At 64.1% G+C, this 12,634-nt stretch carries 10 protein-coding genes and 1 pseudogene; 2 read left to right on the forward strand and 9 right to left on the reverse strand.

Annotated features, from left to right (window positions below; all coding sequences use genetic code 11):
* The first annotated feature begins 7 nt into the window (after positions 1-7).
* A complete protein-coding gene (locus MU558_RS15435) occupies positions 8-1,756 on the forward strand; it encodes an adenine deaminase C-terminal domain-containing protein (RefSeq protein WP_246968295.1) in 1,749 nt (582 codons plus the stop codon).
* Positions 1,757-1,889: 133 nt separating this feature from the next.
* Here MU558_RS15435 and MU558_RS15440 read toward each other — a convergent pair whose 3' ends face one another.
* Positions 1,890-2,423, reverse strand: coding sequence for a cob(I)yrinic acid a,c-diamide adenosyltransferase (locus tag MU558_RS15440; protein ID WP_246968298.1), 534 nt, complete (start codon positions 2,421-2,423; stop codon positions 1,890-1,892).
* A gap of 318 nt (positions 2,424-2,741) precedes the next feature.
* On the opposite strand from MU558_RS15440, the gene MU558_RS15445 reads away from it, so the two are divergent.
* Entirely contained in the window at positions 2,742-2,909 is a 168-nt protein-coding gene (locus MU558_RS15445; RefSeq protein ID WP_246968301.1) for a DUF7838 family putative zinc beta-ribbon protein, read from the forward strand.
* A gap of 152 nt (positions 2,910-3,061) precedes the next feature.
* Here the strand turns inward: MU558_RS15445 and MU558_RS15450 are convergent, their stop codons facing one another.
* The 8 genes and pseudogenes from MU558_RS15450 to MU558_RS15485 form a co-directional block, all read right to left on the reverse strand.
* A complete protein-coding gene (locus tag MU558_RS15450; protein ID WP_246968304.1) occupies positions 3,062-3,559 on the reverse strand; it encodes an NUDIX hydrolase in 498 nt (165 codons plus the stop codon).
* Positions 3,560-3,768: 209 nt separating this feature from the next.
* Positions 3,769-5,208 (reverse strand): aminomethyl-transferring glycine dehydrogenase subunit GcvPB, encoded by a 1,440-nt coding sequence (gcvPB, locus tag MU558_RS15455; RefSeq protein WP_246968307.1) that lies wholly within the window; start codon positions 5,206-5,208, stop codon positions 3,769-3,771.
* Positions 5,205-6,542 carry an aminomethyl-transferring glycine dehydrogenase subunit GcvPA gene (gcvPA, locus tag MU558_RS15460; protein ID WP_246968310.1) on the reverse strand — a complete coding sequence of 446 codons (1,338 nt, stop codon included), beginning with the start codon at positions 6,540-6,542 and terminating at the stop codon, positions 5,205-5,207. Before gcvPA ends, gcvPB begins: the two co-directional genes overlap by 4 nt.
* A gap of 153 nt (positions 6,543-6,695) precedes the next feature.
* Entirely contained in the window at positions 6,696-7,808 is a 1,113-nt protein-coding gene (locus MU558_RS15465) for an AI-2E family transporter (RefSeq protein ID WP_246968313.1), read from the reverse strand.
* Between the two features lie 113 nt (positions 7,809-7,921).
* Positions 7,922-9,259, reverse strand: a complete 1,338-nt coding sequence (gene hmgB, locus MU558_RS15470) for a hydroxymethylglutaryl-CoA synthase (protein ID WP_246968316.1) — start codon at positions 9,257-9,259, stop codon at positions 7,922-7,924.
* Between the two features lie 161 nt (positions 9,260-9,420).
* The gene (locus tag MU558_RS15475; RefSeq protein WP_246968319.1) at positions 9,421-11,787 is read right to left on the reverse strand and encodes a vWA domain-containing protein; all 2,367 of its coding nucleotides are present in this window, start codon (positions 11,785-11,787) and stop codon (positions 9,421-9,423) included.
* A gap of 397 nt (positions 11,788-12,184) precedes the next feature.
* Complete coding sequence (locus MU558_RS15480) at positions 12,185-12,358, reverse strand: hypothetical protein (RefSeq protein ID WP_246968322.1); 174 nt, start codon at positions 12,356-12,358, stop codon at positions 12,185-12,187.
* 69 nt (positions 12,359-12,427) lie between these two features.
* Positions 12,428-12,583, reverse strand: a pseudogene (locus MU558_RS15485) (hydroxymethylglutaryl-CoA synthase); the annotation flags it as partial.
* Positions 12,584-12,634: the final 51 nt, after the last annotated feature.

Raw genomic sequence — 12,634 nt, forward strand, 5'->3', positions numbered from 1 at the left:
GGCGACTATGAACGACCTACAGCCCGTGGCACTCGGCGACGCGCCAGCCGATCTCGTCGTCGAGGGTGGTCGCGTCTACTGTTCGAACCGACGGACGTTCCTCGAGCGGGACGTCGCGATCGTCGGCGAGCGCATCGCCGCCATCCTCGAGGACGGTAGCGACGTCGTCGGTCCCGAGACGACGGTGATTTCGGCGACCGACGGCGTCGTCGTCCCCGGCCTGATCGACGCACACACCCACGCCGACATCCACGCCGTCGTCGAGCGGACGACGCCCCACCTCCTCGCGACGGGGACGACGTCGGTCGTCACCGAGGCGTCGGCGCTCGGCGGACTCTTCGGCGCGGCGGGCGTCGAGGCGTTTCTCGAGGCCACCGCCGATCTGCCGCTCTCTGCGTTTCTCACGATCCCACCGCAGTCGCTCGTCGACACGTTCGAACCGCGACGGGCCGACGACGCGGAACTCGAGGCGCTGGCGAGTCTCCTCGATCACGATCGCGTGGTCGGCGTCGGCGAGATCGACTGGATCCACGTCGTCGGTCGGGACTCGCCGGTCGAGGCACTGTACGAGCGAGCGAGAGCGGCCGACGTCAGCATCGTCGGGCACGGGGCTGGGTGTCGCGGCGACTCACTTCGCGCGTTCGCGACCGTCGTCGACAACGACCACGAGGCTATCTCCCCAGAAGAGGTCGTCGAACGGGCTGAACACGGCGTCCACGTCGTCGGCCGCTGTGGCTCGATTCGCGACGACCTCGAGGCCGTCCTCGAGGCGCTCGACGACGAGGACGTCGACCCGACGAGCGTCTCGCTGTCGACCGACGGCGTCTGGCCCCCGGATCTGGTCGACGGCTTCGGGATGGCCGAGGTCCTTCGGCGAACGATCGCCGCCGGCGTCGATCCCGAAATCGCGATCGACATGGCGACCCGCCACCCGGCCGAACACTTCGGACTCGCCGGTCGCGGTGTCGTCGCTCCCGGCGCCTACGCCGACATGGTGGTCGTCGACGACCTCGAGTCGATGGCAGTCGAGACGGTCCTCGTGGAGGGATCGGTCGTCGTCGCCAACGGCAGCCCGCAGGTCGAACCGCAGGCGTCGTACCCCGACTTCGTCTCCGATTCGATCGCCGTCCCCACCGACCGGGACTGGTTCACGTCGTCGGTCGAGACTGCGCCGGACGGCTCCGTTCGCGCGATGGCGGTCGGTCGTGGACTGCTCACGACCGAGACGACGGTCGAACCCGATGTCGATGACGGGCGGTACGTTCCCGCTCCCGACGACGGCGTGCTGACGGCGACGCTGCTCGACCGCGATCCGTCGACCGACGACCGCGGCTTCACCGGCTTTCTCACCGACTTCGGGCTCGAGGCTGGAGCCGTCGCGACGACGAACACGTGGGAACTGCCGGGACTGGTTACCGTGGCGGCGGACCCGGACGATGCCAGTCTCGCTGTCGAGCACGTCGCCTCGCTGGGCGGCGGCTGGGCCATCGTGCGAGACGGCGAGGTCGTCGCCGACCTCCCGATGCCCATCGCGGGTGCTGCAGCCGACGAGCCGATTCCGGCGGTCGCGGCGGGGTTCGAGACGCTCGAGGCGACGCTGTCCGAACTCGGCGTCGACGTCGACCGCCCGCTGCTGACGGTCCAGACGCTGTCGTTCCCCGGCGTGCCGACGCTGAAACTCTCGTTTTCGGGCTACGCGGACCTCCTCGACAGATCGATCGTCGGTCTCGAGGTCGACGCGGCGTCCGACGCGTGATCGCACCGGAGAAAGTCGCTTCGGCTCATACTGCTGGACAACACGGTTCAGACATCGATCGCACTCGAGACGCTGTCGTCGCTGCCGACAGCCGAGACGCGATCGAGTATGTACTGACTGTTGTCCGGTAGTATCAGTAGGTCGGCTCCTCTTCCGGTTCGCCGTCGCGCTGGTTGACGACGCGGGCGAACGTGAACAGGCCGTCTGAGAGCCGGTTCAGGTACTCGATCGCCTGTTCGTTGACTGGTTCTTCGCTGGCGAGCGCGACCGCTCGCCGCTCGGCGCGACGGCAGACGGTCCGGACGTGGTGCAGGCGAGCGCCGTGTTCGCTTCCCGTCGGGAGGATGAACGACGTCAGCGGCTCGAGTTCCTCGTCGTACTCGTCGATCCAGTCTTCGATCGTCTCGACGTGCTCGGTCCGGACGACCGGGTCGTCCTCGTCTGCGTCCGGGTTCGCGAAATCCGCCTGGACGACGTGGAGGTGGTTCTGGATCGCCTCGAGTCGCTCGTCGACGTCCTCGTAGCCCGTCGGTCGGACGGTGCCGATGAGGGCGTTGAGTTCGTCGACCACACCGTAGGCCTCGATGCGACTGCTGGCTTTCGAGACGCGGGTCATGTCCCGCAGATCCGTCTTCCCCTCGTCACCGCGGCCGGTGTAGATCGTCATGCTCGGAGAGAGGGAGGCTCGTCACTTAGTTCCGCCGTCGGCGGCGATCACCGCCGGCCCGACTCGCCTATGCCTGGAGTTCGTCACCCCGGTGATCGCCGCTGAAACGCGCCGGTCTGTCCGCGTCGTTCGAACCCTTCGCGACCGGGCGGCCGTACCCGACGAATGTCGAGTGGGCGGTCACTCGCCACGCCGGGACCCGAACGTCCTAATTTTGTATCGCAGTATATGATTTATCTAACTTGCGTCGCCCGCGCGAGGATCGGCGAGGTTCGTCGAAATCAGTACGTTAAACTCGATTCGGGACCGACTCGAGATATGGCCCTAGAACTCGAGCACGAGTGTCCGAACTGCGGCGGCGAACGAACGTTCTACCGTGCCGCGAGCACGACGCTTCACCTCGGCGAGAAGGTGAAGTGGCACTGCCCCGACTGCGACTACGGGTTCGTCCAGATCGACGGGATCGACTCGAGTGCGAGCGCCTGATCCGGCTCGCACGTCGTCGCGTCTGTTTCTCCGATCGACGTCGTCGTTTGAGGGATACTGCCGGCTCCGTCTCGAGCGGCTTCCGTTCACTGTTTACCGGAGCGGAGGGGATTGCGTCGATCCTCGCCGAACGTCGTCGAAGCGTCGTTCGCTCACAGATACGGCCGGAGAAGGTCTCCGTCGTGCAGGTCCTCTGGAAGGGTCTCGAACCACCGTGCCGCCGATATTTCGTCGTCGGTCACCCCCAGCTGTGAGGAGTCGGGTATTTCTCCCTCCGCCGAGGCCGAGTAGATCACGTATCGTGCCGAAAACTGTTCGTTTCCGTCGCGTTCGGAGACGTAGGTCTGGTCGAGGACGACGAGCGGGGACTCGATAGCGGCGTCCAGTCCCGTTTCTTCACGAACTTCCCGTCGAGCGGCGTCGGATGGACGTTCGTCCGGTTCGACCCCACCGCCGGGTAAGAACCACCCGTTCGTCCAGCTGTTCTCGACGAGCGCGATGCGGCCGCTGGCATCTCGCACTCGAGCCGCCGCCGCAAGTCCCGTCCCGTCAGTCGCCCACTCCCGAAGGGACTCGAGTTTCGATACCGGAAGTCGAAGCGTTTGCTGTACGCGTGGGGTTTCGGGAGCGATCCGGTGGGGGTGGGACATCGATCTCGTGCTACGAGGACCGATCCTAAATATTCTCTTCCGTACAGGGTAGCGTCGAGTCGCACACTCTCCCAGCCGTGAGATGCTGCTCGAGTCGCCGATCGACCGATTGCCGGGGTATGCCCGACTTGGGTCTCAGTCGATAAACCGCATACCGAGATACGCAGTTTGGGAGCTGCCGCGCGAAACCGACCTCCGACGCCGACCGCTCACTCCTCCTCGAGTGCCTGCCAGGACAGCCGGGGGTTGCGCGCGGCGCTGGTCTGGTCGATCCGGCGGGCAGAGGACCGTTCCGGCGCGGTCTCGAGCGTCTCGTCGTCCTCGCCTGCGACGGCGTTGAACGCCGCGGCGAGCTGGTCGAGCGTCTCTTTGCTCTCGACTTCCGTGGGTTCGGTCATCAGCGCCTCGGGGACGATCTCGGGCCACTTCGTCGTCGGCGGGTGGACGCCGTAGTCGAGCATCCGTTTGGCGACGTCGGCGGCGTCCTGGTCGCCGGCGCTGGCGACGAACTCGTGGTGGAACGGCTCGTATGGCACGTCGTACTCGATCTGGCTCGCGAGGTAGTTCGCGTTGAGGACGGCCTTCGCGCTGGCGTCGGTCAGCCCCTCGTCACCGAGGCGAGCGATGTAGGCGAACGTCTTCACGAGGACGAGCCAGTTGCCCTGGAAGCCGTGGACGTGGCCGATGGTGTGCTCGGGTTCGAACAGTTCGTACTCGGTCGCCGTCTTCCGGACGCGCGGTGCGGGGAGAAACGGCGCGAGGTCGTCGACGACGCCGACCGGCCCCGCTCCGGGTCCGCCGCCGCCGTGGGGCGTCGCGAACGTCTTGTGGACGTTGTAGTGCATCACGTCGAAGCCCATGTCGCCGGGGCGGGCCCGCCCGAGCAGGGCGTTCAGGTTCGCCCCGTCGTAGTAGAGCAGGCCGCCGACGTCGTGGACCATCTCGGCGATCTCGACGATGTCGCGCTCGAACAGCCCCAGCGTGTTGGGGTTGGTTAGCATGAGTGCCGCCGTATTTTCGGAGAGGGCGGCCTCGAGCGCCTCGAGGTCGACCCGACCGCCCTCGTCGCTGGGCAACGAGATGACGTCGTAGCCGGCCAGGGCGGCCGTCGCGAAGTTCGTCCCGTGGGCGCTCTCGGGAACGATCACCTCGTTTCGGTGGTCCTCCCCGTTGTGTTCGTGATAGGCCGCCGCGACACGGATCCCGGTGAACTCGCCCGCGGCACCGGCGGGCGGCTGAAGCGTCACGGCGTCCATCCCGCCGATTCGGCCGAGGTAGTCCTGCAGCCGGTAGCAGAGCTCGAGGGTGCCCTGGAGCGATCGTTCGGAGCGGTCGGGGTGGACCGCCCCTGACGGCAGGGCCGCGACGTCCTCGGTGAACTTCGGGTTGTACTTCATCGTACACGACCCGAGCGGATACGGCCCGCTGTCGATTCCGTAGGTCATCTGGGAGAGCCGGGTGTAGTGGCGAGCGAGCTCTGGCTCCGAGAGTTCGGGTAACTCGAGGGAGTCGCGCGTGAGATCGTCGGGAAGCGGCGAGTCGTCTTCGTCGATCTGGACGCGGGTCCGGTCTTTCTCCGACAGGAGCGGTTCGTACTGCCCGTCGTCCGTCCAGCGCGCCTGGTCGTATCGCGTTCGATCGCCCGTCATCGTGCCACCTCCGTCAGGTCCTCGACGAACGCATCGACCGTCGCGTCGGAGACGCCGGTGACGCAGAGTTGAATCTCGTGGTCGCCGACGACGTGAACCGCGTAGCCCAGGTTCTCGAGGTCGTCCGCGATCGCCCGGGCTGGCTGGTCGACGTGTGCGACGAACTCCCGGAAGTGTCGGCGGTCGTGGACCGGCGCGGTGACGCCGACGATGTCGTCGACGCGTGCCGCCAGCTCCTCGGCTCTCGTCACCCCACGTTTCGCGAGGTCGACGAGTCCCGACGGACCTAGCGCCGCGGCGTGCATCGCCGACCGGAGGGCGACCCACGCCTGGTTCGTACAGATGTTACTCGTGGCTCGCTCGCGGCGAATGTGCTGTTCGCGGGTCTGGAGCGTCAGCGTGTAGGCCCGGCGGTCGGTCGCGTCTTCACTCGCGCCGACGAGTCGGCCGGGAACCTGCCTGAGGTACTGCTCGCGGGTAGCGAACAGTCCGAGCCCCATCCCGTAGCTCGTCGGCAGTCCGAGGACGCTGGCGTCGCCGACGACGACGTCCGCGCCGACGTCTGCGGGCCGCTGGAGCAGCGACAGCGCCACCGGGTCCGAGCCGAGGACGAACAGCGCGTTCGCGTCGGTCGCGAGTTTGCCGATCGCCGCGAGGTTCTCCTCGATCGCGCCGCGGACGGTCGGGTTCTCCGCGTAGACCATCACGACGTCCTCGTCGATTTCCCCGGCGAGGGCGTCGACGTCGGCGGTGGCGTCGTCGGTCGGGTACGTCTCGACCGAGAGGTCCGTGCCGGCGACGTAGTTCTCGAGCGTGCTCCGTCGCCCCTCGAGCAGGAGGTCGGGAACGAGCACCCGGTGGCCGTCCGTGTCGCGAACCCTATCTGCGAGCGTCGCCGCCTCGCCGAGGGCGGTTGCCGCGTCGTACATCGAGCAGTTTGCGACCTCGAGGCCGGTCAGTTCGACCAGCAGCGACTGATACTCGAAAAGCGCCTGCAGGAAGCCCTGCGAGGCCTCCGGCTGGTACTGGGTGTAGGAGGTGAGAAACTCGGCGCGATCAGAGAGGTGATCGACCAGCGACGGTACGTAGTAGCCGTAGTGGCCGCGTCCGAGCAGTTCGGTCAGGTCCTCGTTCTTCTCGAGGATTCCCTCGACCAGCTCGCGCGTCTCTGCTTCGGTTCTGGCGTCGATACCGAACTCGCCGTCGAACCGTACGTCCCCCGGGATGTCGAAGAGGTCGTCGACCGAGTCGACGTCGACCGCCTCGAGCATCGCCGCGGTGTCGTCGTCCGTGTGGGGTGCGTATGGACTCCCCGTCGTGTGTGATCCGTGCATAGTTAGCAGTGGTCTCGGTCGAGTGATCCGTTCGATCCTCGCCCACGCCGATCGCTGCGTTCGATCCGAGACACGATACTCACATCTAGTGGACAGGGGATAATGAACGCACTCGTTTCGGCCATCCACGGCCAGCGGGTCGTTCGAGGGCGACTACGAGTCTGACCCGGCGGCACCCGCGTCGGTCGATGGTTCGGTTCTGGCGGCCGCGTCCGCGACACTCGAGTCAGTCCCGGCTCCCCGTTCGGTGCGCTCTCGAGCGAAGAGGTCGAGCGTGATCTTCGCGCTGCCGACGACGACGGGGCCGACGAACAGCCCCACGGCACCGAACGCGATGAGGCCGCCGAAGATGCCGACGACGACGATCGCGGAGTTGAAGGCGCTCGTCTGGCCGATGAGCGCGGGACGAAGGTAGGTGTCCGAAACGGTGACGAGCAGGCCGTAGGCGACGAGCGCCACCGCAGCGACGGGGCGGCTGACCGCGACCAGGTAGATCGATGCGGGGAGCCAGACGCCGAACGCGCCGACGAGCGGGAGGAGGGTGAGTACGAAGGTCAGGACGGTGAGCAACACAACGGCGGGGATGCCAAGGACGAACAGTCCGGCACCGAGCATGCCCGCCTGGATGGCCGCGACGACAACGTTGCTGACGACCGACGCCTGCATGAGCCGGTCCAGTCTCGCGAACAGTTCCTGCTGGACCTCGTCGTCGATCGGCATCACGTGGTACAGCCACTCGAGGAGTCGGTCGGCGTCCCGTAACAGTGCGAAGCAGACGAATAGCGTGATGGTCAACCCGATCGCGATCCCCGGCAATCCACCGACGACGTCGATCACACCTCTCGCGACTCGCTCGACGCCGGTCGTGATCGAACCCTGATACGACTCGTACATGGCTGTGAGATCGACTGCGTAGCCGTTGGCCGCAAGCTCCCGTTCGACCATCTCGAGATCGAGGTTCCCCTCCTGGACGGCGCTTACGAGCTGGGTCGACTGCTGGAGTGCAACTCTGAGAACGTAGACGAGTGGGGCGAGGATGACGAGCACTGCAGCGACGACGAGGGCGAACGCCGCGATCGTCGACCGGACGTACTCCTCGAGTCGTCGCTGTGCGGGCAGCAGGATATACGCGAGGACGCCACCGAAGAGGACGTACTGCAGGTACGGCAAGGCGACGAAGAGCGCGAGAGCGGCGCTGAGCAAGGCGAGAGCCGTCAGGGCTGGCTGCTCGACGACCCATCTCGGCGGTTCGGGGGAATCTGTCACGGCCCTAGCTGCGACGGCTCGACGGATTAGTCTACGGCTTTAACGGACGGGGAGAACCAGAAGGAGAGAGAGAAGATCGACGATCGCTCGAGTAAGGCGTCGAAGCCGGATCGTCAGTCGACGTAGCGGTACTTTCGCTCGCCCATCCGGCCCCAGCCGTCGAAGACGAACTCGCCGTCGGGTGCCGTGCGCGGTTCGATGTCGACGTCCATCTCGTGGTTGTGCGCGTCGTGGATCTCCTCGTAGTCCTCCCACGTGAGTTCGTACCGGGCCTCGAGCTGTTCGTCGACGTTCAACGAAGCGATCTCGTCCTTCCAGCCGTCCTGGACCGTCTCGGCGTGGATCTCGGCCTGTGCGCCGCTGCCGTAGGAGCCGACGATGAACTGCTCGCCCGTGACGTCTTCACCGTTCTCGAGGGCGTGTTTCAACGCGCTCACGCGGGCGACGTGGACCGAGCCGGTGTACCAGTTGCCGACCTCGCGGGAAATCGTCAGCGTGGGGTCGATGGTCCGTGCGTACCACTCCTGGTACCGATCGGTCCCCTTCAGCGCGTCCATGTACTCCCGGAGGGCGTCGTGGAACCCCTCGTCGTCGTCGAACGCCTCGGCACGGGGCTGGCGACCGATCTCCTCGGCGAGTTCCTCCTCGATTGCCGTGTCACGGGTCATGTGTCGGTAGCCGAGTAGCGCGGCCTTCCGAACCATCCCCGGGAACGGCGTGTGGAACGGGATGAACGCGAAGTCGTCGGGGTGGGTGTCGCCAGCGACGCTCTCGTAATCTTCGAGTGCCTCGCGCATGCGGGCGAGGTAGACCTGCACCGAGCGCTTGCCGTCGACGCTCGGGAACTGCTGGTTGGGTTTGAGAAAGTCCGTCTCGTCGGCCGAGCCGTAGCCCTGCTCGATCGAGAGCTCGACCAGCGACGGATCCTCGGTAATGTACATCGCGATCGCACCTGCACCCTGGGTGGCCTCGCCGGCGTCGCCGCGAGCGTACAGCGCCGTATCGGTCGCGATCACGAGCGCGCCGCGACCGCGGTTTCGTCCCGCGCGGATCCAGTTACACGCGTCGTCCAGACTCTGGGTCCCTGCGATACACGCGAACTTGCGCTCGCCTTTGTTCGCGTGGTGGAAGTCGCCGTCGAACACCTCCTCGAGACAGCCTGCGACGTACGTCGAAACCGGTTTCGAGTTGTCGAAGGCGCTCTCGGTCGCGACGTCGATCCGCCCGACGTCGTCCGGTTCCAGCCCCTTTCGGTCCATCAGCCGATAGGCGGCGTTCGCCGCCATCGTGACGATGTCCTCGTAACTGTCGGGAAACGAACTCGCGTTCAGACCCAGCCCCTTCGTGTACTTCTCCGGATCTTCGCCCTTCTGTGGTGCGAACGTCCCCGGCAAGTCGAGTTTGAGATTTCCGGTCCAGATTTCGACGGCCTCGATTCCGACAGTTGTCATGGTTCGTATATACGAGTCGGCTCATATGATATTGTCGTTCCCTGTTTCGTCGTTCGTCGAACTATGCGGTCGTTGGAAGCAGTGTCGCCCACAAATGGACGACCCGGCCGGAGTCGTATCACAGAATTTCGAGACGACTGCCCTTCAGCCGTGAGGTGAGGTCAATCGAACTCGATTTCCTGTTCGACGACGCGAATCGCGTAATTGTCGCCGGCCCCATCCGCTTTCACACTCACGACTTTGGGCTCGGGTGGATCCTCGACGATGGCATTGCCGATATCCTCCGCGAAGATGTCCTCGAGTTCCTCCGCGTTATCGGCGTGGTGGTATTCTCCGCCGGTGGCGTCAGCCACGTCCTCGAGCAAATCTTCGTCGACGTGGTCTCCGAGACCGACCGTGTAGATGGTGACATTCTTGTCGTTGGCGTCGTTTTGGGCCAGATCCATTGTTTGTTCGTCGAGTTCGTCGGAGTCACAGAACCATCCACAGTCGTTCTCCCCGTCGCTCAGGAGAATCATAGTTCGATCGCGGTCGGGGTCGTCCCCGTCGTCGTACTCGTCGAGCGCCAGTTCCATTCCGGCGGACATATCCGTTCCGCCATCCTCCCGGGCGACAACGCTCTGGTTCACCGACGTCAGGTCGCCACTCAATTCATGAAGCTGGTTCCCGCCCGTATTGAATTCGAACACGCCCGCTTTGTCCCCGTACTCGGAGTTGTCGAGTAATCCGATGAAATCCTTGGTCGCGTCGACGCGGATACCGTCTGGGTCGTTCCAGTCCATCGAGCCGGAGCGGTCGAGGACGAACGTGACGTCGATCGGATCCCTGGTTCCACCTCCGATCTTGAATTCGATATCCTCCTCGATCGGGATGTCGGTCCGAAGCGACTCGTCGAAGTGGACGTCGACGCCGTCTCCGATCTTGTCGTACTTTCCGCCGACGATCGCACCGTACACCTCGGTACCGTCGTCGATCTCGAGGTCGTCGCTACCGGGTGCGTACACGACGCCGCCGAACTCCCCGCCAACCGACCCGCCAGTCGAGTCGGTACCGTAGATCCACAGTGCAGAGGCGCGGTCGTTTGGAACCTCGACGTCCTTGACGTCGATATCCTCGTCGACGTAGAAGTGGGCCTGTCCGTCTCCGGTGACGGTGACGTCCGTGAGATTGAGGTCTCCGTCGACGGCAACATGAACGTCACCGTCCGACGTATTGATCGTCCCTCCATCGAGTTTGTACAGACCGTCCTTGTAGTACATGCCGTTCTTGACCGTCCCTGTTCCGGGCGCGCTTTCGTTCTCGAGATATTCGTGGGCTTGCTCGATCTCGTCATTGATGGGAGCGATCGAGTCGAAGGTCACGTTCCCCTCGTTGACGTGGACGTCACTGGATCCTGGAGTACCGGACGGTTCCTTCTCCACATCTGCAAACGCGAGCGGCGGCGTCACGTTCGCGCCAGGCAACACCTGCAATTCGTCGTTGACGACGAGCCACCCTTCGATGTCGGCTTTCGGCCCGTTCCCATTCCCGTTTCCAGTCCCCTGAAGTTTGACTCTGTCGTCACTGTCGATGAGGAAGAAGTCACTCGTCTTGTTTTTGCTATCCGAACCCTCGTAGGTATCGTATCGACTGTCGTACCTGTCGATGGCTAGTTCTCGGTCGAACTGGGTGTTCCCCGTGGACGCCCCCTCGACGTACAGTCCGCCGTAAATCGTCGGCTCGAGGTCGACGTAGTCGGCGAACGGCCGGTCGGAGCCGAGCGGTGCCTCGACGCGCACGGTTCGATTATCCGGCTCGTGGTAGACGACCTTGTCGTGTCCCTCCGCGTCGAACTCCTCGCGCAGGAAGTCGTACCAGGCCTCGTGAAACGGCGTGTCTTCGACCTCGAGCGTGACGTTCGATGGGTAGCCAAAGTCGTCGTCCTGTATACACGACTGTAGCTCCGCTCCATCGTCGAAACTCGTTCCTCGAGCTATGTTCTCTCCCCCTGAAATCTCGCCACTAACGCTCGGCAGTGTGAGATCGAGCGAGTAGACCGTATTTTCTCCGTCCGTTCGCTCTACGTACCGTATGTCCGGGGACGAGAGCATCGTACTACTGTCGCCGGTTCGTTGCCAGCGCCCTCCAGCCTGATAGCCGATCAGATCCTCACCACCGTCGTACTGAAGCGTTCCTAGCGTCGTGTTTTGCGAACAGCGATCACCGAAACGGTTCGTGACTACGACCGAGAGGTTCCCTCCGTCGCGGATATCGTAGTCCTCTGCGTATCTGGAGTCGATCGCTATCGTGGTTTCTTCCTCCCCGCTGTGAATCATGGTCGACAGTTCCTTGTCGACCACCTGCAACGTCTGGTCCGCTTGCTCTCTCGTAGCCTGACCCTCGAGGGCGTCGATAAGTGACATCCCGGTGAGGGCAACCAGGGTCGCTCCAGCGAAGACCATGACGAACAAGAGTACCAGCCCAACCTGTGGGGAGAAGGCACGATCGTCCGAGAACCGCCCCGATAGTCCATTGGGGGACCGAGCCATATCATTGGATATTCGACTATATATGTATAAAAAACTACTGATGAATATATCTAAACTCGAGTACTAGATCTCGAGTATAAATACCCTTGTGAAATATGTAGTCCAGTAGTAGACTGCTCTACCCGAGGACATTCGATGGGATTCGATCATTGCCTGTCTCTCCCAGCCGGTGCTGATTCGCTGAATTACTGTAATCTCCTCGAGAATCCCGAGTGGGTTCGTCACGCCCATCGAGATGACCGCACGGCGAACCCGACTCGAAGGTCGTGGTCTACGTTTTGGCCTCGTTCAGCACGACTCCTGTTGTTCTTGGATATCCCTGTCGACGCTTGCGTCTTTGAGCTCGACGCTACCGATGCTCCTTGCGTCGCCAGCGTGCACCTTGGTCAGTTCGAAGTCAAACTCGAGTCGGAGCGTTTCGCTGCCGACCTCGACACCGGGTCCCGATCCACTCATCGTCGGCCCGGAACCCGACGTCCTGCTCGCCCTCGATGTCGCCGACGTTCTCGACCGTCGTCTCGAGCATGGTCCGTTTGCCCAGCGTGACCGACCCGTTGGTGACCGTCGGCATCGGCGGTGACCTCGTAGTCACCTTACGACAGGAGAAACGTCTCGCTCCCGTCGGTTCTTCGGCGATCTACATCGCGATCGTCCCTTCACTCTGGGCCACCTCGCCGGCGTTACCGCGAGCGTAGAGCGCGGTGTCGGTCGCGATCACGAGTGCGCCGCGACCACGATTTCGTCCCACGCAGATCCAGTTACGCGCATCGTATAGGCTCTGGGTCCCCGCGATACACGGCTCGAGGGGCTACAAGTTATTGTCGTTCGCGGTTTCGACGACCGTCGA

The organism is Natribaculum luteum, from assembly GCF_023008545.1.
In the GTDB taxonomy this organism is placed as follows: domain Archaea; phylum Halobacteriota; class Halobacteria; order Halobacteriales; family Natrialbaceae; genus Natribaculum; species Natribaculum luteum.

Bases quoted from the DNA above. Each gene is read 5' to 3' on its own strand.
- MU558_RS15435 (WP_246968295.1), top strand. From the start codon at position 8: ATGAACGACCTACAGCCCGTGGCACTCGGCGACGCGCCAGCCGATCTC.
- MU558_RS15440 (WP_246968298.1), bottom strand. From the start codon at position 2,423: ATGACGATCTACACCGGCCGCGGTGACGAGGGGAAGACGGATCTGCGG.
- MU558_RS15445 (WP_246968301.1), top strand. From the start codon at position 2,742: ATGGCCCTAGAACTCGAGCACGAGTGTCCGAACTGCGGCGGCGAACGA.
- MU558_RS15450 (WP_246968304.1), bottom strand. From the start codon at position 3,559: ATGTCCCACCCCCACCGGATCGCTCCCGAAACCCCACGCGTACAGCAA.
- gcvPB (WP_246968307.1), bottom strand. From the start codon at position 5,208: ATGACGGGCGATCGAACGCGATACGACCAGGCGCGCTGGACGGACGAC.
- gcvPA (WP_246968310.1), bottom strand. From the start codon at position 6,542: ATGCACGGATCACACACGACGGGGAGTCCATACGCACCCCACACGGAC.
- hmgB (WP_246968316.1), bottom strand. From the start codon at position 9,259: ATGACAACTGTCGGAATCGAGGCCGTCGAAATCTGGACCGGAAATCTC.
- MU558_RS15475 (WP_246968319.1), bottom strand. From the start codon at position 11,787: ATGGCTCGGTCCCCCAATGGACTATCGGGGCGGTTCTCGGACGATCGT.
- MU558_RS15480 (WP_246968322.1), bottom strand. From the start codon at position 12,358: ATGCCGACGGTCACCAACGGGTCGGTCACGCTGGGCAAACGGACCATG.